The sequence below is a fragment of the Clostridium sp. LS3 genome (assembly GCF_055330225.1).
Genome location: NZ_CM143921.1, coordinates 328,299 through 352,359, shown reverse-complemented (window position 1 = coordinate 352,359; position 24,061 = coordinate 328,299). Strand labels below are relative to the sequence as shown.

Annotated in this window: 21 protein-coding genes; 3 read left to right on the top strand and 18 right to left on the bottom strand. The window is 28.8% G+C overall.

Annotation, left to right across the window (positions count from 1 at the left end; translation table 11 throughout):
• Positions 1 to 53 precede the first annotated feature (53 nt).
• The 8 genes from glmM to cdaA all read right to left on the bottom strand — a co-directional run bounded on the left by glmM (position 54) and on the right by cdaA (position 9,035).
• Positions 54 to 1,397 carry a phosphoglucosamine mutase gene (gene glmM, locus ACZJV1_RS01835; RefSeq protein ID WP_463651230.1) on the bottom strand — a complete coding sequence of 448 codons (1,344 nt, stop codon included), beginning with the start codon at positions 1,395 to 1,397 and terminating at the stop codon, positions 54 to 56.
• A 113-nt stretch (positions 1,398 to 1,510) separates the two neighbouring features.
• Complete coding sequence (locus ACZJV1_RS01830) at positions 1,511 to 1,810, bottom strand: YerC/YecD family TrpR-related protein (protein WP_322389793.1); 300 nt, start codon at positions 1,808 to 1,810, stop codon at positions 1,511 to 1,513.
• 100 nt (positions 1,811 to 1,910) lie between these two features.
• The gene (locus tag ACZJV1_RS01825) at positions 1,911 to 2,744 is read right to left on the bottom strand and encodes an AIM24 family protein (RefSeq protein ID WP_411169569.1); all 834 of its coding nucleotides are present in this window, start codon (positions 2,742 to 2,744) and stop codon (positions 1,911 to 1,913) included.
• Between the two features lie 151 nt (positions 2,745 to 2,895).
• Positions 2,896 to 3,966, bottom strand: a complete 1,071-nt coding sequence (gene buk, locus ACZJV1_RS01820) for a butyrate kinase (RefSeq protein ID WP_463651229.1) — start codon at positions 3,964 to 3,966, stop codon at positions 2,896 to 2,898.
• 25 nt (positions 3,967 to 3,991) lie between these two features.
• The gene (gene ptb / locus ACZJV1_RS01815) at positions 3,992 to 4,900 is read right to left on the bottom strand and encodes a phosphate butyryltransferase (RefSeq protein ID WP_463651228.1); all 909 of its coding nucleotides are present in this window, start codon (positions 4,898 to 4,900) and stop codon (positions 3,992 to 3,994) included.
• Between the two features lie 238 nt (positions 4,901 to 5,138).
• The gene (locus tag ACZJV1_RS01810) at positions 5,139 to 6,740 is read right to left on the bottom strand and encodes an NAD(P)/FAD-dependent oxidoreductase (RefSeq protein ID WP_463651227.1); all 1,602 of its coding nucleotides are present in this window, start codon (positions 6,738 to 6,740) and stop codon (positions 5,139 to 5,141) included.
• 211 nt (positions 6,741 to 6,951) lie between these two features.
• Entirely contained in the window at positions 6,952 to 8,211 is a 1,260-nt protein-coding gene (locus tag ACZJV1_RS01805) for a CdaR family protein (protein WP_463651226.1), read from the bottom strand.
• The gene (gene cdaA / locus ACZJV1_RS01800) at positions 8,184 to 9,035 is read right to left on the bottom strand and encodes a diadenylate cyclase CdaA (RefSeq protein ID WP_463651225.1); all 852 of its coding nucleotides are present in this window, start codon (positions 9,033 to 9,035) and stop codon (positions 8,184 to 8,186) included. The genes ACZJV1_RS01805 and cdaA overlap by 28 nt, the downstream gene beginning before the upstream one ends.
• Before the next feature lie 151 nt (positions 9,036 to 9,186).
• Here cdaA and ACZJV1_RS01795 point away from each other — a divergent pair, with 151 nt between their 5' ends.
• On the top strand, positions 9,187 to 10,182 hold the full coding sequence (locus ACZJV1_RS01795; protein WP_463651224.1) for a hypothetical protein: 996 nt from the start codon (positions 9,187 to 9,189) through the stop codon (positions 10,180 to 10,182).
• 64 nt (positions 10,183 to 10,246) lie between these two features.
• Positions 10,247 to 10,837 carry a cell wall hydrolase gene (locus tag ACZJV1_RS01790; protein WP_411169562.1) on the top strand — a complete coding sequence of 197 codons (591 nt, stop codon included), beginning with the start codon at positions 10,247 to 10,249 and terminating at the stop codon, positions 10,835 to 10,837.
• A 114-nt stretch (positions 10,838 to 10,951) separates the two neighbouring features.
• Here ACZJV1_RS01790 and iadA read toward each other — a convergent pair whose 3' ends face one another.
• The 10 genes from iadA to ACZJV1_RS01740 all read right to left on the bottom strand — a co-directional run bounded on the left by iadA (position 10,952) and on the right by ACZJV1_RS01740 (position 22,989).
• Positions 10,952 to 12,124 carry a beta-aspartyl-peptidase gene (gene iadA, locus ACZJV1_RS01785; protein ID WP_463651223.1) on the bottom strand — a complete coding sequence of 391 codons (1,173 nt, stop codon included), beginning with the start codon at positions 12,122 to 12,124 and terminating at the stop codon, positions 10,952 to 10,954.
• Positions 12,125 to 12,141: 17 nt separating this feature from the next.
• On the bottom strand, positions 12,142 to 13,287 hold the full coding sequence (locus ACZJV1_RS01780) for a tetratricopeptide repeat protein (protein WP_463651222.1): 1,146 nt from the start codon (positions 13,285 to 13,287) through the stop codon (positions 12,142 to 12,144).
• 21 nt (positions 13,288 to 13,308) lie between these two features.
• On the bottom strand, positions 13,309 to 13,833 hold the full coding sequence (locus ACZJV1_RS01775; protein WP_322545415.1) for a chromate transporter: 525 nt from the start codon (positions 13,831 to 13,833) through the stop codon (positions 13,309 to 13,311).
• On the bottom strand, positions 13,833 to 14,369 hold the full coding sequence (locus ACZJV1_RS01770) for a chromate transporter (RefSeq protein WP_460288987.1): 537 nt from the start codon (positions 14,367 to 14,369) through the stop codon (positions 13,833 to 13,835). The genes ACZJV1_RS01775 and ACZJV1_RS01770 overlap by 1 nt, the downstream gene beginning before the upstream one ends.
• 282 nt (positions 14,370 to 14,651) lie before the next feature.
• Positions 14,652 to 16,271, bottom strand: a complete 1,620-nt coding sequence (ptsP, locus tag ACZJV1_RS01765) for a phosphoenolpyruvate--protein phosphotransferase (protein WP_463651221.1) — start codon at positions 16,269 to 16,271, stop codon at positions 14,652 to 14,654.
• A 335-nt stretch (positions 16,272 to 16,606) separates the two neighbouring features.
• Entirely contained in the window at positions 16,607 to 17,641 is a 1,035-nt protein-coding gene (locus ACZJV1_RS01760) for a ribonucleotide-diphosphate reductase subunit beta (protein WP_463651220.1), read from the bottom strand.
• A gap of 27 nt (positions 17,642 to 17,668) precedes the next feature.
• Positions 17,669 to 19,900 (bottom strand): ribonucleoside-diphosphate reductase subunit alpha, encoded by a 2,232-nt coding sequence (locus ACZJV1_RS01755; RefSeq protein WP_463651219.1) that lies wholly within the window; start codon positions 19,898 to 19,900, stop codon positions 17,669 to 17,671.
• 224 nt (positions 19,901 to 20,124) lie between these two features.
• Complete coding sequence (locus ACZJV1_RS01750; RefSeq protein WP_411169555.1) at positions 20,125 to 20,481, bottom strand: Spx/MgsR family RNA polymerase-binding regulatory protein; 357 nt, start codon at positions 20,479 to 20,481, stop codon at positions 20,125 to 20,127.
• A 53-nt stretch (positions 20,482 to 20,534) separates the two neighbouring features.
• Positions 20,535 to 22,310: a sensor histidine kinase gene (locus tag ACZJV1_RS01745; protein WP_463651218.1), complete on the bottom strand. Its 1,776-nt coding sequence runs from the start codon at positions 22,308 to 22,310 to the stop codon at positions 20,535 to 20,537.
• Entirely contained in the window at positions 22,294 to 22,989 is a 696-nt protein-coding gene (locus tag ACZJV1_RS01740) for a response regulator transcription factor (protein ID WP_411169553.1), read from the bottom strand. Before ACZJV1_RS01740 ends, ACZJV1_RS01745 begins: the two co-directional genes overlap by 17 nt.
• Positions 22,990 to 23,189: 200 nt before the next feature.
• Here ACZJV1_RS01740 and ACZJV1_RS01735 point away from each other — a divergent pair, with 200 nt between their 5' ends.
• Positions 23,190 to 24,050 (top strand): YitT family protein, encoded by an 861-nt coding sequence (locus ACZJV1_RS01735; protein ID WP_463651217.1) that lies wholly within the window; start codon positions 23,190 to 23,192, stop codon positions 24,048 to 24,050.
• Positions 24,051 to 24,061 lie beyond the last annotated feature (11 nt).

Below are 24,061 nucleotides of genomic sequence, written 5' to 3'. Positions count from 1 at the left end.
ATCAAAAAAATATTACTAGTATTTTTTTACTAGTAATATTTCTTATTAATATATTATATTTTACTTAATATTAAATCTACTAAGCCATGTGCCATTTTATCTATTTCTTCTTGGTTTTCGCCTTCTAACATAACTCTAACTAATGGCTCTGTTCCTGAAGGTCTTATTAAAACTCTTCCTTCTCCATGTAAAGTTTCTTCTATTTTCTTTATTTCATTTACTATTTCTTCATCTTCTAAATATATGTTTTTCTTATCATTTGGAACTTCGGCATTAACTAATACTTGTGGAAGTTCTTTCATTATTCCTGCAAGTTCACTTAAAGTTTTTCCGCTTCTCTTTCTTATTGCTGAAACTTGAAGTGCTGTAACTAATCCATCTCCAGTTGTGTTGTAATCTAAGAATATTATATGTCCTGACTGTTCTCCACCCAGAATATATCCATCCTTAACCATTTCCTCTAACACATATCTATCTCCAACTTTAGTTTTTATTGTATTTATATTTTCCTTTTTACAAGCAATATCTAACCCTAAGTTACTCATTACTGTTACAACTAAAGTATCATCTTTAAGCTTTCCTAAATCTTTAAGGTGTTTTGCACATAGCATTAATATGAAATCTCCATTTATAAGATTTCCTTTTTCATCTACAGCTAAACATCTATCTGCATCACCATCAAAAGCAAAACCTAAATCACATTTCTTTCTTACAACGTAATCTTGTAATTCTTCTGGGTGAGTTGATCCACAGTTTTCATTTATGTTAGTTCCATCTGGATTGTCATTTATAACATAAACTTCTGCACCAAGTTCTCTAAATGCTTTAACAGCAGCTTTGTAACAAGCTCCATTTGCGCAGTCTAAAGCAACTCTTAAGCCTTTTAAATCTACTGGAATTGTTGATAAAGCATAATCAGTATACTCATCAAGAGCTCCAACCTCAATAGATGATCTACCTAAATCGTGTCCTGTTGGGCTTGGTACTCCTTCGAATCCACTTTCTATAACTCTTTGTATTTCATCTTCTAATTCATCTTGCAGCTTGTATCCTTTGTTATCAAAAAACTTTATTCCATTATATTCAACAGGGTTATGTGATGCTGAAATCATTATACCTGCATCAGCATTATATTCTCTTATTAAATGAGCTACTGCTGGAGTTGGTACAACATCTAAAATAACAGCTTCTGCTCCTACTGATAGTATTCCTGATACTAGTGCAGCTTCTAGCATATCTCCTGATATTCTAGTGTCTTTACCTACTAATATCTTTGGTTTATGAGTTCCTTCTGTTAGTACATAAGCTCCTGCTCTACCTAACCCATACGCTAAGTTAGCTGTTAACTCTGTATTAGCAATACCTCTAACTCCATCAGTCCCAAATATTCTACCCATATTTTTTACCTCACTTTTTCTACTAGTTTATTGATTTCACATAATGTCATAGTAATAGTATACATTTTTCAATTATATATTACAACTTTTATATATTACAACTTTTATAATTTCTATTTCTCATTTAGTCTATCTAATATTAAGTTGTATCCTCCAGTTCCATAGTTTAAGCACTTGTTAACTCTACTTATAGTTGCTGTACTGGCCCCTGTTTTTTCTGCTATTTCTGTATATACCTTTTTTTGTTTTAACATTTTAGCAACATACATTCTTTGTGCTAATGCCTTAATCTCATTTATAGTTGCAACATCTTCAAAGAAGTTATAACATTCATCTATATTTTCAAGCTTTAATACAGCTTCAAAAAACAAATCCAGTTCAGGATTCTTAAGTTTACTTTCAACTATTCCCAAATATCTCACTCCTTGTTTTATTTCAAATAATTATTACAAATTAAATTATAACTATCTTTTTAGCAGTTTACAACTTTATTAATATGAAGTGAAAGTTATTTTAAATTTCTGTATCAATTCTTCCTTCAGGAGATTTTAAATCCTTTAGCCCTGTTTCTTTAAGCTCTTCATATATAGCCTTAGTTGGTACTAACCACACTTCTCCTGTTCCCTTATAAACATTAAGTAATCCTTCTCCATTAAAGGCTGTTCCTATTAATGTTGTTCCTGATTTCTCTACTGAAAATTCTATATTTCCACTTCTTAAAATAGCAAAGTTTCCATCAACCTTTAAAGTATCTCTAAACATTTTACATCTTAATATTTCTTTATCTGGTACTGGTATTTCTAATACTACTATTCCACTACCTCTTAGTCTTGTTTGATAAACTCCTTCATTTCCAAAAAGCATTGAAGATACAGTTTTTTGCATTGCTGGCTCTACTTCTATTCCTTCTTCACAAGCATAAAACAAACCATCATCTACTATTATTTCTTCATCTTCTAACTCTATTAATGTAAAATGTCCAAACCTTGGCTCTAGAAAAACTTCACCAGTTCCTTTAAGAGTTGGCTTAAACATTGGCTCTCCTGTTACTTTACTGGAAAAAAACTTTTTTCCAATTCCTAAGATCCCCCCAGTTTTATTTTCTATTTCTACATTTCCTTTCATATAGCTTAATGCTCCTGACTCTATTTTAACTGCACTATCATCTAATATTATTCTTACTTGTCTCAGTTTAACTGTGGATTCTTTCATAAAACTAAGATATATTGATAAGTTTAGATCATCTGATCCTTCTAGATCATCATATTCTAATATCTGAAATATACTATCATTTCTCATTTCTGATAGCATTGTCATTTTATTATTTGTATTAAACGAAGTTCTCATAAAACCCCTCCCTTATCTATATTTTACCATAAATTTATATTTGTAAACTACTATGTAAATTTAGGTATATTATATATAAAGTTAATACTAAAGCCTTAATAAAAAGCTACTATAAATATCAAATGTTAATATTCATAGTAGCTTTGTTCCTTTAGTTATATTCCTTTGCTTCTTCTTCTCCAGTCATTACTCTTATTGCTCCCTGTGCTAAAGCTAATAATTCATCTTCTCCTGGATATACTGTAATATCTGCTATCCAATCTACTCTCTTTTTTAATTCTTCTACAACTTTTTCTGAGTAAGCTATTCCTCCTGTAAAAATCATTCTATCAACTTTTCCGTCTAAAACTGTTGCCATTTCACCAACTGATTTAGAAATTTGATATATAAATGCATCAAAGCATAACTTCGCTTCTTTATTTCCTTCTGCTGCTAATTTTAGTACATCTCTTGCATCATTTGTATTCAAGTATGCTACAAATCCACCTTTTCCAAGTATCTTATTGTATACTTCTTGTTCTGTGAATTCTCCACTATAGCACATTTTTATAAGAGCTCCTACTGGTATTGATCCCGCTCTTTCTGGTGAAAATGGCCCTTCTCCATCTAATGCATTATTTACATCTACTACTCTTCCATTTTTATGGGCTCCTACTGAAACTCCGCCCCCCATATGAACAACTATTAAATTTAAATCTGAATATTTAGTTCCTGATTCCTTTGCATATCTTTTTGCTACAGCTTTTTGATTTAAAGCATGAAACTTACTAACTCTTGGTAACTCAGGAACGCCTGAAACTCTTGCTACATCATTAAGTTCATCTACAACAACTGGATCTACTATAAAAGATGGTATGTTCAGTTCATTACCTATTTGACTTGCAATTATTCCTCCTAAATTTGATGCATGCTGTCCTTGAATACCTTCTTTTAAATCTTCTATCATCTTTTCATTAACCTTATAAGTACCACTTTCCATTGGCTTTAGCATTCCACCTCTACCAACTATCGCATCTAAAGTTTTTAAATCAATATTATTTTGCTTTAGTACTTTTATAATTATCTCTTTTCTAAATAGAAACTGATCATAAATACTTTCATACTTTCCTATTTCTTCTGCAGAGTGTCTTAAGGTTTCTATAAAAACCTCTTTTTCATCTTGGTAAACACCAATTTTAGTTGAAGTTGATCCTGGATTGATGATTAATAATTTGTAAGACATAACAAAGCTTCCTCCATTCCTTATTTTACTTTTTAGCTTCTGCAACTAATGCTGCTAAAGCAATGGAGTTTACCTTCGTTTCAAAACTATCGGCTCTTGATGTTAAAATTACAGGTGCAGATGTTCCAACCAAAAGTCCTCCATTTCTTGATTTTGATGTATATGTTAAAGTTTTATACATAACATTAGCTGTATCAATATTTGGAAGTAATATTATATCTGCCTTTCCTGCTACTTTTCCTGTTATTCCTTTATGATGTGCTGCTTCTTCTGATAGCGCATTATCAAGAGCTAAAGGCCCGTCTACTACACACCCTTTAATTTGTCCCCTATCATTCATCTTTGATAATAATGCTGCATCTACTGTTGCTGGCATATCTGAATTTACAACTTCTACAGCGCATACAGGTGCTACTTTAGGAACTTCTATTCCACAAGCATGTGCTACATCTACTGCATTATTTAATATTTGAACCTTTGCCTTTAAATCTGGATAAGTATTAAATGCTGCATCTGTTAGTAAAATTAATCTATCTACTCCTTGTATTTCAAATACAGAAACATGTGACATAAGCTTTCCTGTTCTTAATCCTATTTCTTTGTTGAGAACACTTCTTAAAAATGTGGCTGTATCTACTAATCCTTTCATAACCATATCAGCTTTACCAGTTGATACTAATCTTATTGCTTCTAAAGTCGCTTTCTTTATATCTGTTTCGTGAACAACCTCAAATTGTGAAAGATCCATATCAATCTTTTCTGCTATTTCTTTTACCTTATTGGAATCTCCTACTAAAATGGCATCTGCAATTCCTCTTTCTTTAGCTGCTTTAACTGCTTCTAAAACTGGTTCATCTTGAGCTACAGCAACTGCCACCTTTTTCTTAGTACAACCATTAATCTTCTGTAATAAATCATCAAAATTCTTACTCATTTTAGCACCCCTCATACTCATTATGTAAATTTTTATTTTAATAATTAATGACTATTCTAAAAATTAAGAATTTTCTATCTTTAATGCTTATTATAGTCCTTAATTAATCTTTACCCTCAACCCTTTTTTGTTAAAATTATATCAATTAGTGATATAAACTACAAATATTTCCTTTTCTCTTTTATATTGTATCAAAAAAAATTCTGAAAACTTGAATTTTCAGAATTTTCTCTAATATTTATTTTATTGGCTTATATTCTTCCATTATTTTTTCTGCAACCTTTAATCCATCAACTGCTGCTGATATTATTCCGCCTGCAAACCCAGCGCCTTCCCCTGCTGGGGATAGACCTTTTATTGATATACTTTGAAGCTTTTCATCTCTAGTTATTCTTACAGGAGCAGATGTTCTTGTTTCTATACCTGTTAAAACTGAATCGAAATCTCCATATCCTTTTATTTTCTTATCAAAATCAGCTATTCCTTCTTTTAAGGCTTCTATTACATAATCAGGAAGACACTCTCTTAAATCCTTAAATACATAACCTGCTGTATAGCTAGGAATAACTTTTCCTAATTTTGTGCTTACTCTGTCTTCCATAAAATCTCCAACTAATTGTACTGGAGCTTTATATTTTCCTCCACCTACTTTAAATGTTAAGCTTTCATAGTGTCTTTGGAACTCCATTCCTCTAAGCGGTGAATCTCCTTCAAAATCATCTGGTCCTACAGTTACCACTAGAGCTGAATTTGCATTAGCTAAATCCCTTGCATGATAGCTCATTCCATTTGATACTAATCTTTCATTTTCTGAAGCTGCTGCAACTACAACACCACCAGGACACATGCAAAATGAATAAACTGCTCTTTTTAACTTTTCACTTTGATAAGTTAATCTATATTCTGCTGCTTTAAGCTTTGGATGTTCATGCATATCTCCATATTGACTTTTATTTATAAGTTCTTGAGGATGCTCTATTCTAACTCCAACTGCAAAGGCTTTTGGTTCCATAAACACTCCTGTTTTATGTAACATTTCATATGTATCTCTGGAACTATGTCCAATTGCTAATATAAGATTTTCACATTCTATTTCTTTTCCATTAACTATAATTGATTTTAGTTCACCAGCTTCACTTTTTATCTCTTCTAATTTTGATGAAAATAATACCTCTCCACCTAATTCTTTAATTCTCTCTCTTATATTTTTAACTACACCCTTTAAAATATCAGTTCCAACATGAGGCTTTCCTACATAGGTTATATCTTCTGGTGCACCAGCTCTAACTAACCCTCTTAATACATAGTCACATCTTCTATCTTTGATTCTTGTAGTTAATTTACCATCTGAAAAGGCCCCTGCTCCCCCTTCTCCAAATTGAACATTAGACTCTGTATTTAATTCACCTGTTTTCCAGAACTTATCAACAGTCTCTGTTCTCTTATCCACATCTTCTCCACGTTCTATTACCAAAGGCTTATATCCTTTTTCTGCTAATAATAAAGCTGCAAATATTCCTGCCGGTCCAAATCCAACTACTACTGGCCTATTTTTTAGTTCTTTTCCACCAAAAACTATATCGGCATCATAATGAGGCTCTTCTAGCTTTACATCTTTATCTCTTAATTTATTGACCAATTTCTCTTCATTTTTGTGCTCTACTTCTACGCAATATATATACTTTATATCATTTTTCTTTCTTGCATCTAGGCTTTCTTTTACTATTTTGAAATTTTGCATTTCATCTATAGAAATCTTTAGTTTTTTAGCTACTTTTTTTATTAATAAATTCTTATCTTCATCTATTTTTAAGGCCATATTATTAACTCTAATTGCCATAATTAAATCTCCTCTCTATTGGATATTTATAATATATCTATCAATTATAATACTCATTTGATAGCACCTTATTTTAACATATATTTATTCTTATTAGAATTATTTTTATATGTATTATCTACTACTATTTCAAAACTTTAAACTTTTATACTTTCCTCGATATTAAAAAGATACATAACCAAATTAGCTATGTATCTCTTTATTTAGATTATTAATTATTTTCTGAATTATTATTGTTCTCTGAAGGCTTTTGAGCTACTTCCTTAGAGACAGTAAATGTTGCATTCTCAAAAGATACTATACTAAAATTACTATTTAGTCCTTGCATTGCAACCTTTGGAGTTTGTTCAAAAGTCCCATCTTCTTTAAAGGAGCTTACATCTAATGTTGCTTTAATATTATCTGGAGTAACATTAGGCATTTCGTCTTCATATCCCCTTATTGTAACCCTTATGGTATCTTTGTTTAATTTAATTTTCAAACCTTGAACAGCTCCAAGTAAATCATACTTTACATTAAAGTCCTTTGTTATAAGTTTTATTACACTTACTTTAGCTGTTACATACTCATCCCCTTGAGCGACTTTTACTCCATCTGGAACTATTATTCCAAGTGAAACATCTTTATTATCTGTTATTGAGCTTAAATCTAAAGGGGTTGTTGTTACTTCATTTATAGTATCTAATATCTCTTTAGGTCCTAATATTTCTACTGCTTTCTTATCGCTTTCTATTGATTTCATTTTAAATTGATTAGGTAGCTGTCCACTGGTAGCAATATTAACTTTTACAGCTTTCCCTTTGCTTACCTTTATTTCTACATTAGCTACTTTATCCGATATAGAAATATCTGTTACTTCTTTTCCACTTTCATCTATGGCTTTTATATCATAACTCTCAAGGATACTCTCATAAACATCTTCCTTTGTTCCCGATACTACTAATTTAGAAACTCTGCTAACAGCAGATTCTGCTCCACTAATTTTAACCTCATTTGGCTTTATTGTTGCTTCAGATGCAAAGTATCCTTCACGTGTATTAACTTTAATATTTGAAGTTACTGGCATAGATTTTTCTACCATATCTTCTATTCTAATTGACACTGTTAAGGCGTTATTATTTTTTAGGCTTACAGTAATAGGATAATCTACTATAGTAACCGGCACCTTATTTTCACCCTTTTTCCAAGCATATTCGCTTAAGTCAACTTGAACTTTAAAATCACTTTTCTTTATTTTATTTATATCGCTTGTGTTTCCTTCAACCTTTAAAGTTACATATAGTTCTTGATTTGGAGTTAATGCTAACTTAGAGTTAGTTAAAGCTTCTGTATTAATTAATTCAACTGGTATTTTACTTATTTCTGTAGTTCTTATTTTATTTTCTACATTGGTTACATAAACCCATAAGCCTATAGATAATAAGAGGCATATTATTGGTACTACTAATTTGGTTTTTTCCTTCTTATCCAAGCCTTCACCTTCTCCCCAGCTGATTTTACATTCTTTTTATCATTATGCTGCATCATTTTCAATAAAATTACTCTTAATTTCTCTTTATCATAATTTCTTGTTAATCTACCATTTATAGCTAGCGATACAATACCAGTTTCTTCTGAAACAACTAATACCATAGAATCTGAAACTTCGGATAGTCCAATGGCTGCTCTATGCCTAGTTCCAAGCTTTTTATTTATAGTATTATTATTAGTTAATGGAAGAACACATCCTGATGCTAGTATTCTATCCTTTCTTATTATTGTTGCTCCATCATGAAGTGGTGTGTTAACTACAAATATATTTTCTAATAAATTTGAAGATACTTTTGCATCTAAGATAGTTCCTGAATTTAATATCTCACCTAATCTTGTTGCTTGTTCTATAACTATTAATGCTCCTGTTTTAGACTCTGCTAGGTTACTGATAGCATTAATTATTTCATTTACAGTTATATCTCTTTTTTCCTCATCTTGAATATTGTGTATCTCTTCAAATGCACTTCTCCCTATATGTTCCAACGCCCTTCTTATTTCTGGTTGAAATATTATAACAACAGATAAAAGTCCAATTGTTAAAGTCTTGTTTAAAATAAAATTAAGCATTTCTAGTTTTAAAATATAGCTTATAGGTATTAATGCTATCATCAATATAATACCTTTTAAAAGTTGCTCTGCCCTTGTTTCTTTTATTAATATATACCCCTTATAGAATATATAAGCAACTACTATTATATCTAAAACTGACCATATAGATATGTTTTTTATTGTGTTTGTTATTAACGTACTGATCTCCTGCACAAAGGGCACCCCCCTAACTTTCATATACTTTAATTATACACCAATTAGTAAAATCTTAGTATAATACTTTAAAATTTTTTAATTATATAATATTTTCCACTTTACTATAATATAAATTTATGTAAAGAGATTAATATGGGGGAATGGTTTTATGAAAGAAAAATTTACTATTTTAATAAAGGAGCATAAGTCTTTGTTTGTATCTTTAATATCAGCATTATTACTTTTATCAATTGTGTCTTTTTTTCTTATATACAATTCAGATTCAAATAAAACTAAAAGAAATTTAAAACATATGATTGTTGAACTAAATGAAGTTAATGCAAGTCTTGAGGATGGCATAAAGGATATGACAATTGATACAAATAAATCCTACGAACTTTTAATTTCTGGTTCAAATAAACTTAAAGAGATTTTGTCATCTCTTTCTGAAGTAGAAAATGTAAATGCAGAAGTTTCTTCTATGAAAAATGATTTAAATAATGCTTTATTATCAACAATAAATTTATATGATAATTGTATATATATATTATCTAATCCTAAAGATATAAGATCTAGCAATGATTTAGATACCTTTAATAATCTTAAAGAAAAATGTCTAAAAGATTATTCTATTGTAAATGAAAGCAAAATACGTATAGAACTTTCGGATAAAACTCTTGAATTTTTTAATAATACTTATAATTATGTAAATACTCTTATTAAATTAAATAGAGATTCTGAATTTCAAAATACAAAACAACGTGAATTTATTATTAAACTTGAATCTTTTAAATCAACAATAGATACACTTAATGAAGACTTAATACCTGCTATAAATAAAATAAGAGAAGATAAGAGAGACTTACAGGTTATTATTGACGATTTATATAAAAAAGAAAAATCTTATGAAAGTTTGAAAAAAGAAGTTATATCTTTATCTATACCAGATGGTTTTATGAACATATATAACTCTTTAGATGAATATTTAAAAATATATCACATTTATTTAAAATCAATTAAAGAAGCTGTAATATATGAAAAAACTTGTTCTGATATAAGTAAATATTCTAAAGAGATAGATAAAAATTATCAAAATGCTTCTTCTAAGAGAAATGATGTCTTAGATGCTTATTCTTCTTATAAAAATAATCTACAAAAAAATTAGTATTATATTTTTTCTTTTGGCAATACTAATTTTGGATTATATATTATCCAAAAGGAGGTTATTTATGAAATATTTAAAAACAATACCTATTTTATTTTTAACCTTTTTATTTTCAGCAGAAATACCTGTGTTTGGTTATAGAACTACTACCACATCCACCAGTGCTAAAATTAGTTCTAATAACCTAATAAGCAATGACTTAAATGTAGCATTCAATAGTACTTTTATAAATATTCCAGAAGAAAAGGTGGTTGAGGTTTTCAATCACAACGACAACCAAATATATCTAACACAAGATGACTTAAATTTAATGGCTAAAATTGTTTATGCTGAAAGTAAAGGTGAGCCCTATGAAGGCAAAGTTGCCGTAGCGTCGGTTATTCTAAATAGGGTATTAAGTCCAGGATTCCCAAATAGCATTAGAGATGTTATTCTTCAACCAAATGCTTTTTCATGTGTGGTAAATGGTGAAATATCAGTTACTCCAACTGAAGAATGCTATAATGCTGTTTACGAAGCTATAAAAGGTAATGATCCAACAAATGAAGCTTTATTCTTCTATAATCCTTCTATAGCGACTTGTTCTTGGATGCAAGGTGTTGAAAAAACTGATAGCAAAGCTATAGGGCAACATTTATTTTTTAAAACAAATTAAATAGGTAGATAGTTTAAAAGAGTTTCTAGAAAAATTCCTGGTTTTTAAATAGGGAGTTTTCAGTAAACTAAAACAAAAAAAGAAGTGATATTTTATCATATCACTTCTTTTTTGTTACTCAAAAGTACCTTTTGCTATCGGCTCACCATTTTCAACCATTATTTTACCCTTAGCTATAACTGTATCTATTTCTAATGAATTTTCATTTACTAAAACTAAATCTGCATCTTTTCCTGCATCTATTGACCCCTTATTTGAAAGCTTTAATACGCTTGCTACATTAGATGTAATAACTTTAATTGCATCCTCTATTTTTAAATTATGAGTTTTTATACATTCTTTTACCTCTCCATATAGAGTTGATACAGAACATATTCCAAGCCCAGTTAAGTTACCATTATTATCAAAAATAGGCATACTTCCATTTCCATCTGATGAAAAAGTAACATTAGATATATTTACTCCATTCTCTAATAAAAGCTTTAATGCTTCACTTGCTCTTAATTCTTCTGGTTCTAAAAATTTAGGATCAGAACTTGTAGTAAGATCTATGAATCCACCTTCTTTTGCATAATCCTCTCCAACCTTAAATAACTTTCTACTTCTATTTATATGAGTTGGTAACAATTGAGTTGGAGGAATTTCTGTTTCTTCAATTAAAGAAAATAAATAATCTAGTTTTCTTGCTCCATCACCTAAATGAATATTAACTATTCCAGCTTTTCCTGATAGCAATCCTCCTACTCTGGCTTGAGCAACTGTATTTGCAAACTCATTATATGTAGCTTGAGAACTTCTATGATCAGATAAAGCTACTTCACCTACTCCAATAACTTTATCCATTAGCATTATATCACCTTTTATATTACCAGTTATAGTTTTTACTGGTATATCATAAGAGCCTGTATAGCAATATGTAGTTATTCCCTCTTCTTCTAAAGCTTTTGCTTTTGCTAGCAAACTTCTCATATCTCTGCAAATTGCATCTGTACCTATACATCCTACTACAGTAGTTATTCCTGCTCTTGTTAAATCTGTTAGCTTTATCTCAGGAGTTCTAGTTTTAAATCCCCCTTCACCTCCGCCTCCATTAATATGTACATGACAATCTATAAATCCAGGAAAAAGTAGCTTCCCTTTCCCCTCTATAACATTTATATTTATAAAATTCTCAGGAATTTTTAAATTTTCATATATTCCTTCAATTTTATCTGAAGATATTACTACATCCTTTTCTCCTTGATATTCAGGAGAGTAAACTTTAATTCCTTTTATTACTGTTAGCATATTGGTCACTCCTATAGTTAAATATTTAAAATACCTTTTATAATATTGTTATTATAAATTGAATTTTGATGCTTATTTACTAAAGCCTGTGCATAAAATTTACTTTTTTCTATATTTATCTCTTTATACAATAGGGCTATTTTATAATAAGCTTCTTCTATATAGTTCCCATTTTCATATATATATATATATTGCTCAAAATATTTTATTGCCTCTTCATTCTTTGCTATCTTTTCGCTTGCAGAGGCTAGTAAAAATAATATATCATCATTTAGATGACTTTTCTCAGAATAAATAATAGTTTTTTCTAATAATACTTTTGCATCATTATACTTTTCTTGTGAAAAAAGATTTGTCGCATTTATGTAATTAGTAGTTATATCACCTTCTGTTAATGGATTTTCTATTTTCTCATTGTTTTTATCTTGTATATTATTTTGCTTCTCTTCATCCTTTGAGCTGGAATTTTCACTTTCATTAATTGTATTAGAATTCTCTATATTATTTGAAGCGCTTAAATTATCACTTAACAGTTTTTCTTCAACTAAAGGTGTATTTTTAAGCTTTCCCATAACAATTGCTCCTGTTGATACAATCATAAATATAATAAATGTTATTAGTATAGACTTAAAAACTATTTTATTATTGTCTTTTATATCTAAAATTTCATTTATCTCTTTATTTATGCTCTTTGCAGTAATATTATTTTTATCTACTGCAAATACTTTCTTAATATAAAATTTACTATTATCATAAAGCCCTTTTTTCATATAGCATATAGCTAAATTATTGTTTACTCCTATTAAGTTAAAATCACTTTCATTACATATATTTAAAATCTCTATTCCTTCATCTATATTAAGATTTTTTATTAATTCTTCGGCCTCTTCAAATAATTCTTTTCTACGGAAATCTTTTTCTATATCTATTAAATATGATTTTGAAATATTGTCGCCATTATAATCTTTATTTATTTTCCATAATGAAACTGCTTCTTCTATATTTCCCTTTAAATATAAAAGTAGTCCCTTTAAATTTAATAAATTTGAATCTTTTAAATTTCTTGATATTCCTATCTCACATTGCTCTATAGCTTTATCTATATAACCTTTATTATATAAATCAAGTGCCTTTTCATAGACCTTTTTATCTTTATTCTTCATACTTTCGTTACCTCATTAGATTTATGAATAAAATATTAATCCTATAATTGCAGCTATTACTATAACTAATATAGGATGAACCTTTTTACTTAATAGTACTAATCCTATTATCGTAGTTATTATAATACTCTTTAAATCTAAATAAGATTCTTTTGCTAAGTCTAGAAAAGCTTTTAGTATTAATGCAATTAATACAGGCCTCATTCCCATTAAGGCTGATTTTACTATTGTAGATTCTTTAAACTTTTCTAATGTTTTACTTATAATTGATACTAATATAAATGACGTTATTACAACTCCTAAAGTAGCCATAATACTACCTACAACTCCTGAAACCTTATAACCTACAAATGTGGCAGAATTTATTGCAACTGGTCCAGGAGTCATTTGAGATATACCGATTATATCCATGAATTCATTTATATTAAGCCAATTATTATTTTCCACTATCTCTCTTTGAATAAAGGGAAGCATAGCATATCCCCCTCCAAAACTAAATGCACCTATTTTGAAGAAAGAAAAAAATAATTTTATTAAAAGCTGCATTAGCTCACCTTCTTTCTTAAAAATATAGCTCCATATATAGCGGATAATAATATTACTATAACTGGATGAATATTAAAGAAAGTTAATGCTATAAGCGCAATTATAATTGTAATTACAGTCCTTGTGTTTTTTGGCAAGCCCTTGCTCAAACTTACTGCTCCAACTAATACTAGCATCGGAACTGCAGCCGTTATACCCTTAAAAGCCGCATTTACATAATAATTATCTCTAAATTGCATAAAGAAAGCTGCAATTATAATTATTATTAAGAAGGATGGTAATACTACTGCTAAAAGAGCCATTATTCCCCCTATAACTCCTCCTATTTTATATCCCAAAAATATAGAACAATTAACTGCTAATGCCCCTGGAAGACTTTGCGAAACTACCAATATATCTATGAACTCTTCTTTTTCAATCCACTTTTTATTTTTTACAACCTCTTCTTCTATTAAAGGTATCATTGCATAACCTCCACCGAAGGTGAAAGCTCCTATTTTAAAAAAAGAAATAAACATTTCTAAAATTTTTCTCATTTGCTCCTCCTCTTATTAAAAATAACTCTTATATACATAATTTTAATATAGCTTTTACAACATTAGTTTACTTTTAATTATATGCTTTTATTAAAAAAAGTCGATATATATAGGTTTACTTATTCCGTCGCTTTGCTCCAAGTCATCGCAAACCTATATATCGATTTGAAAACTGAAGGAAGGAAATTATAAAAAGTTATTGATAGGGTAAACTTTTTATAATTTCCTAAAGAGTAAAAATAAAAAGCCGCATTTATATGATGCGACTTTTCATAAGTTTAATTATTCTTGTTCTAATATTATCTTCTTAGCTGTTAACATTGATGTAGCACTCATTGAGAACTCATCTAATCCATATTCAACTAATGTTGGGATAGCAGTTTCGTCTCCTGCCATTTCTCCACACATTCCTACCCACTTGCCATGCTTGTGAGCTCCATCTATAGTCATCTTGATTAATCTTAATACAGCTGGGTGCATTGGGTTGTAAAGGTATGATACCTTTTCACTCATTCTATCAGCAGCTAATGTGTATTGGATTAAGTCATTTGTTCCTATAGAGAAGAAATCAACATGCTTAGCTAATTCATCAGCATATACAGCTGCAGCAGGAATTTCTACCATTATACCCCATTGGATTTTTTCTGAGTATTCTTTTCCTTCTGCTTTTAATTCAGCCTTACATTCTTCAACGAATTCTTTAGCAGCTTGGAATTCTTCTAAGCCTGAAATCATTGGGAACATTACTGCAAGGTTTCCATAAACAGAAGCTCTTAATAAAGCTCTAATTTGAACCTTGAATATATCTTTTCTATCTAAACATAATCTAATAGCTCTATATCCTAAGAATGGATTCATTTCTTGTGGTAATGGTAAGTATGGAAGTGTCTTATCTCCACCGATATCTAGTGTTCTTATAACAACTTGCTTTCCATCCATTATTTCAAGAACTCTTTTATAAGATTCGAATTGCTCTTCTTCAGTTGGAGCAGAATCTCTGTCCATATATAAGAATTCCGTTCTAAATAAACCAACACCATCTCCACCATTTGCAACAACTGCTTCAGCATCTGCAGGTGATCCTATGTTTCCACAAACTTCAACTCTTCTTCCTGACTTAGTAACTGTTTTAACAGTTATTAATTTCTTTAATTCTTCTTGCTCTGCTAAGAATTTTTCTCTCTTTGCAGTATATTCATCTATAACTGATTGTTCTGGGTTTATGATACATATTCCTTCAATACCATCAACTATAACCATATCTCCATTTTTAACTGATGTAGTTATATCTTTTAATCCAACTATTGCAGGAATTTCTAATGTTCTTGCCATAATAGCAGAGTGAGAAGTTCTTCCTCCAATGTTAGTTAAGAAACCAACTACCTTACTTCTATCTAATTGAGCTGTGTCTGATGGAGTTAAGTCATGAGCTACAACTACAGTGTTTGCTTCTGTAATTGCAAAAGCATCTCCGCCTTTACCTGCTAAGTTAGCTATGATTCTCTTTGAAACGTCCTTTATATCAGCAGCTCTTTCCTTCATATATTCATCTTCCATTGAATCAAAAATCATTACAAATGTATTTGTAACGCCTTCAACTGCTCTCATTGCATTTATACTATTTGACTCTATTTCTAATAACATTCCGCCAGTAAATTCTGGGTCATCTAATAAAGTTAAGTGAGCTTCGAAAACTTGAGCTTCATGTTCTCCAATCTCTGCTAAAGCTTTATCTCTAATTGCAGTTAATTGAACCTTTGCTTGCTCTAAAGCTTTTTGTAGTACTGCCTTTTCTGCTTCTACATCAGAAACCTTTGTGTCTGTTATTACTATTTCTTCGTGTTCTTGTAAAAATACTTTTCCTATTGCATAACCTTTAGACGCAGCTATACCTTTTTTCATTTCCGAGATTCCTCCTTAATAATGGCTATAAATTCAAATTAATATATGAAATTTATAGAAGTACTAATCTGTTTTATAAATTACAACTACAATGTATTATATCATATTTTTTCTGTATGTTAATAATAATGCACATAATTTTTATTATTTTCTCTTACTAATTTTAATTTTCTGTTTATTTTCTTTTGCGATTTTCTATATGAGTATAATTATACTAAAAATTTTTACAATAATTTCAAACTGCTTCATTTTTTATACTTTTATATTTTCAAATTTTATAAATATAAAAGCTATCTATAAACTAAATTTAAAAATTTATAGATAGCTTTTGTTTTTTATAAATCGTCAATAAGTGCTCCAGCTTTTGCATAAGCAGTTGATTTTGCCTCAAAAAAATCTGTTTTAACAGAATTTGCATCTGCTAATATATCTACCCATGCAGCTGGATTTTTATCATATCCAGGATAAATTTCTTCTAATCCAATAGCTTTCATTCTTAAATTTCCTAAGTACTTTATATAATCATTGATTAGGTCTTTATTTATACCTTGAATATTATCGCCAATAACATAATTTCCCCATGATATTTCATGTTCGACTGCAGTTCTCATCATTTCCTTCAATTGATTTTTTATATCTTTAGTAAACATTGCTGGTTCTTCTACTTGTAACTCTTTTAATATATTTCTAAATAACCAAAGATGGGTGTTTTCATCTCTATTTATATATCTAATTTCTTGAGCTGAGCCAGGCATTTTACCGTTTCTTTCTAAATTATAGAAAAACATGAATCCTGAATAAAAATATATTCCTTCTAATATATAGTTAGCCATTATAGTTTTTATAAGATTTTCTTGAGTTGGTGCTTCTAAAAAGTTATTATACAATTCACCTATAAATTTATTTCTCTCTAATAATATCTTATCATCTTTCCATTGATATAATATTTCATTTCTCTTTTCTGGAGAACATATTGTATCTAGCATATAACTATAACTTTGGGAATGTACTGCTTCTTGAAAAGCTTGTATTGTCAAACATAAATTCACTTCACTAGCTGTTATGTAATTATTTATATTGGATAAATTCGCTGTCTGTATTGAATCTAAAAATATTAAAAATGACAGTATTTTATCATAAGCTGTTCGTTCTTCATTAGCTAACTTATTATAATCCTTTAAATCTTGAGCTAGATTTATTTCCTCTGGTATCCAGAAATTATTCATTGCTTGCCTATACCAATCTGAAACCCAAGTATATTTCATATTATTAAAGTCATTTAAGTTAGTAGTATTTCCATTTATCATTCTCTTTTTAGATGTTTCAATATCACCAAACTCATTAAAAAGAGGTTTTTTATTTATAAGCATTTTCTTTCCTCCAAGACTCTATTCCTATTATGCTGAACAACTCTCACAATCATTTACTGTTAATGACTTTGAACGCACATAGTATATTGATTTAACTCCTGATTTACATGCTTCTATATATAGATTCATGATTTGTCTCATAGTATAGTTTGTTGTTATATATAAATTAAATGATTGCCCTTGATCTATATGTCTTTGTCTTATTCCGTTAATTTGAACACACCATTTTTGGTCAATATTATAAGCTGAATTATAATACCAATAGTTTTCTTCATTTAAGTTTGGTGCTGTCTTAGGTATTATGCTGCCTTTCTTTTCTTCAAGCCAAAATCTAGCCATTACTGGATCTATTCCTTCAGAAGTTCCTGCTATAGTTGCCGTTGAACCATTTGGAGCTACAGCTATTAAGTAACCATTTCTCATTCCATAAGTATTTACTTCTTCTCTTAATAAGTTCCACTTCTCTGATTTATATTCTCTAAGTTCAAAGTAGTTTCCATTATCCCAATCTGACCCTTCAAAGCATGAATATCTTCCTTTCTCTTTTGATATAGTCATACTTGCCTTTATTGCATGATAGTTTATTCTTTCATAAACATAATCTGCAAATTCCTTGTGTTCATCTTCCGTCCAATGTATTAAATTATTTGCAAGCATATGATGATATCCACTTGTTCCAAGCCCTATTGCTCTATACTTTTTATTAGTAACTTCAGCAAATGGTACTGAATAATAGTTTAAATCTATAACATTATCCATAGCTCTTATTTGTGTTTCTACAACATATCCAAGTTCTTCATCATTTTTGACATCAACATTTCCTAAAACTACTGATGATAAATTACATACCACAAAGTCTCCTGGTTTTGTTCTTTCAACTATTATTGTATCTCCATTTTCATCTGTTATTTCTGATTTTTGAATATCCATTGCACTCATGTTTTGCATTATTTCAGTACAAAGGTTTGATGAATAAATCATTCCCTTATGCTTATTTGGGTTCATTTTATTTACTGTATCTCTATAAAAAGCAAATGGAGTTCCCGTTTCAGCAGCACTTTTTATTATTAATCTAACAATTTCTTTAACTGTCATAACTCTTTTGCTTATTCTTTCATCTTCAACACATTCATAGTATCTCTTTTCCCACTCTTCTCCATAGGAATCTTCTAGTGAGTACCCCTTTATTAATCTAATTTCATGTGGGCACATCATATACCAATTTGAATCTATATCATTTTCTGCAAGCTTCCAGAACAAATCTGGATAACAAAGACCTGGGAAAACATCATGAGCTTTTTTTCTATCATCACCATTATTAGTTTTTAGTTGAAGAAACTCTGGTAAATCTTTATGCCAAGCATCTAGCCATATAGCAACTGATCCATTTCTTACACCTAATTGATCAACCGCTATTGCTGTATCATTAAATAGCTTAACCCAAGGGATTACGCCTCCTGAAGCACCTTTAAATCCTCTTATTGGTGACTCTAAAGCTCTAATCTTACCAATATATATTCCCATTCCACCACCAAACTTTGAAACTTCTGCAAAGTTATCTAATGATTTATATATCCCCTTCAAGCTATCTTCTACTGTATCTATAAAGCATGAACTTAATTGATAAAATGGCTTTCTAGCATTTGACATTGTTGGAGTTGCCATGGTCGCCTTAAGTGAGCTTAGAACATCATAAAATCTTTTCGCCCAATTTACTCTAGCTTCCTTTTTCTCTGGAATTGCTAAATGCATAGCGATTCCCATAAACATTTGTTGAGGTAACTCTAATGTACTTCTATCAAAATCTTGAATTAAGTATCTTTTTGCTAAAAGATTTATACCACTATACGTAAATAAAAAATCTCTTTCAGGTTTAATTTCCTTTTCTAATTCTAAAATTTCTTCTTTAGTATAATTTTCTAGTATGTACTTACCATAAAGTCCTTTATCAGTTAGTTCACTTATAAATCCATATAAATTACCATATAAATTTTCTTCCTTTTTAAGATCCCTGTTTTTTCTTATTTTATCATAAAGCTTAAATACATAAAGTCTTGCTGCAACATATTGCCATGCTGGTTCTAAATCAGATGTAAGCTCTAATGCTACTTGTATTATTGAATCTCTAATTTCTTCTTCTTTTACATTAGGTCTAATTATATGTTTTAATGCATCTAAAAGTCTTTCCTCAGTATAAATTCCCTGGCTATTATCTATTCCATCTAAAGCTAACTTGCAAATATTAAACAAATCTATCATACTTATCCCCTTCCACTATATATGGTATATAACCTTACGTCTCTTTCCATAATATACAACATATAGTTAATTATAATTTCAATTCTTACCTTTGTAAAATTTAATAATCTAATATTAAGCAAAGAAAAATGGAGATATTCATTTAATATCTCCTTATTTCACCTCTAATAATAGTTTTTATCAATAATTTTTATTATCTACAATTAATAATCAAATACTATTTATTACTTCAACTTTTCTATCCATTCTGCTTCTTTAAATCCTACTAATACAGTATCATCTTTCACTATTATTGGTCTTTTAACTAACATTCCATTAGATGCTAAAATATCTAGAAGTTCATCTTCTGGCAGTACCTTAACCTTATCCTTTAATTGCATTTCTCTATATAATACACCTGATGTATTAAAGAATTTATTAATTCCTAAACCACTTTTAGATATCCAATTTTTTAATTCATCTTTTGTTGGATTTTCTTCTGCTATATGCCTATCTATAAATTCTATATTGTTTTCAGTTAAAAACTTTTTTGCCTTTTTACATGTAGTACATTTTGGATATTCAATAAATAAAACTGACATTTTACCACTCCTATATTTAATTATTATTATTTACTTAATACTATTATAACATATTATTTCTTAGGTATGATTAAATATATTTTAAACATGTCACCCTCTACTTCAATGTTTATCCTTCCACTATGAAGTTCAACTATACTTTTAGTAATAGCTAATCCCATTCCACTACCTTCTATTGATGAATTTCTAGATTTATCAGCTCTTGTAAATCTTTCAAATATATCTTCAGTATTAAAATCCATTTCATAATTTGATATGTTTTTAAAGGATACTTCAACTGAATTTTCTCTAGAATTTATATCTATGTAAACTCTAGTATTATTTAAAGAATATTTTAAAGAATTTACTATTATATTTTCAAAAACTCTTGACATTAATTTGCCATCTAACTCAACAAATATTTCGTCTTCATTTGAGCTTACTTTAAACTCTAAGTTCTTTTCTTCATATAAATTTGAATACTCTCCAACCCCTTGATGTACTAATGAAACTATATCTATTTCTGTTTTTTCTATTTTCATCTTGCCGCTATTTAATTTAGACACTTCAAATAAATCCTCTATAAGAGTTTTTAATCTTTTTGAGTTCCTGTCTAATATAGTTAAATAGTCTTTTCTTTCCTCTTCTGTTATATTAGGATCATTTAATATATTTACATAATTTATTATTGATGTAAGTGGTGTTTTTAAATCATGAGAAACATTAGATATAAGCTCTGTTTTTAACTTTTCATTTCTTACTTTTTCGTTTAAAGCTATTCTATATCCATCTTTTATTTGGTTTATATTATCTACTAATTCTTTAACTTCTCTTTCACCAATATTTTTTAAACTGTATTCTAAATCTCCTGAATTAATTTTCTTTAAACCATCATTGATTACCGATATATCCAAACTCTTCTTTAATGAATATAGTACACAAACTAATGGTATTAACACTAAAATTAATGTTCCTTTAAATGGATATCTAGTTAAAAATGTTACTAATACATTTTGATTTCTTATTCCTGCAACTAAATATAAATAAACAAGTATTACTGCTATTGCTCCACTAAAGGAAAATATTATTTTGTTTCTTGTATTTTTGTACTTAAATCCATATCTTAATACATAGAAAAGTCTTTTTAATATTTTAATTTCTAAATAAATCTTATCACTATTAAATATTGAGTTAACTATTATCTTTAATAAAAGAAGTAATGTTAATATAGTTGACAATATCATAATCTTCGCTGTTAGTGATTCTGTTTTTATAAGATATGTATACATACTAGGATCCCTATAATATATTTCTATATAATTATCAATATTTTGACTATTTACTTTATCAGTAGTACTTTTAACATAGTAATTATATTTATCTTTATTATCTATTCTAACTGATGAAAATCCAAGTTCTTTAAGATATGCATTTATTTTATCTTCTAACAATGCCACATTATTATCATACTTTTGTGTAAACTTATATAAATTTATATCGCTTGTTGTAAAATCGCCTGTTTCTTTATTTATTAAAACATAGAATAAGTTACCATAAGAATAAGCATTTTCTGATAAATGCTCGTTTTCATATTCTATAGAACTAATATCATTTAAATTATTTGTACTCTTATATATATATTTAGATATATCTCTACTTTCATAATATATCATTGAATCTATATACTTTTCTTTATTTAATAGTGCATCAAAGGTACCTGCACCTAATTCAGCAAATACATTATTAAAAGATTGATAATACCCTATAGTTAAGGTTACTAATAAGACACATACTGTTAAAATTTCTATTCCCCATACTCCGGTTATATAGTCTTTAATCTTCTCTTTCAATTTTATATCCAACTCCCCACACTACCTTTATATATTCAGGGTCCTTTGTATTAATTTCTATTTTTTCTCTTATTCTTCTAATATGAACAGTTACAGTATTTTCGCTTCTATAAAATGGTTCTTCCCAGACCTTTTCATAAATCTCCTTTATAGAAAAAACTCTACCTAAGCTTGAAGCTAGTAATTGAAGTATTTTAAATTCTGTAGCTGTAGCTTTTATCTCTTCTCCTCTTAAAAATATCGTCTTTTCTTTATTATTTATTACTAAATCTTTTACCTCTATTATATCTGGACTTTCCCCTTCTAGCTCTAATGGCTTTTGATATCTTCTAAGTTGAGATTTTACCCTTGCTACAAGCTCTAAATGATTGAATGGCTTAGCTATATAATCATCAGCACCAACATTTAATCCTAATATTTTATCACTATCTTCTCCTTTGGCTGATAACATTACTATAGGTAAATTTCTTTTTTCTCTAATTTTTAGACAGGTTTTTATTCCATCCATTCTAGGCATCATTATATCTAATACAATCAAATGTATCTTTTCTTTATCTAGAACTTCTAAGGCTTCAACTCCATCCTTAGCTTTGAAAACCTTCATGCCTTCTCCTCTTAAATATATATCAATGGCATCTCTGATTTCTTTTTCATCATCAACAACTAAAACGTTAAACATAACTTCACCTCTTAATTTATAATACCTTATAACTATAATATCTTATATTATGAACTTTTACTAATTATAAAAATTACATTTTTATTAAAATAATTAAATATCTTATAAGTTATTATTAACATATCTACCTATTTGATATATAATTTTAGTGATATAATTTTTAACGTATATTTTTAACAGATAAATTTAAGGAGTTTGATATGTTACACAAGTTCACAATCAACAAGCATATGATTCTAGATTTTTTTATAATTTTTATTGGGTGCTTAATTGCATCTCTTGGTGTTAATTTATTCTTAGTTAACGCCAAACTTCTTAGTGGTGGTGCTACTGGAGTCGCGCTTATATTACAATACTTATTTGAGGTTCCTTCAGGTATAACTGTTTTTGTAATAAATATACCATTATTTTTTGTAAGTTATAGGATGTTAAATAAAAGATTTACTCTATATTCAGCAGTTGGTATGGTATCTTTATCCCTTTCTCTTATCTTAACTAAAAGATTTTCTCACTTAGTTAAAGTAGATGATATATTACTTTACTGTATCTATGGAGGAGTATTATGCGGACTTGGATATGGATTAGTATTTTCACGAAATGGCTCAACTGGTGGTACTGATATAATTGCAATGATACTTAGAAAGAAGTATTCAAATTTTGAAATAGGTAAGCTAAGTTTTGGAATTAACTGTATAATAGTTTTTATAGGCGCTTTAATATTTGGCCTTCCTAAAGCATTATATACATTAATTTCTATGTTTGTTCAAGGAACTATAGTAGATAAGGTTATTAATGGATTTAACAGTAAAAAACTACTATTAATTTTAACAGAAAAAGAACAAGATATAATTGAATATGTTATTAAAGATATGAATAGAGGAGTTACCTCACTTATTGCTGAAGGTGAATATACTCATGAGTTAAAGAAAATGCTTTATATAGCTGTAACTTCTTCTCAAATGGTGCATTTAAAAAATAAAATATTAAGAATAGATCCTAAGGCATTTATTACAATAATAGATGTTTCTGAAGTTAATGGAAAGGGGTTCCAAAGAATATAAACTAATTTATT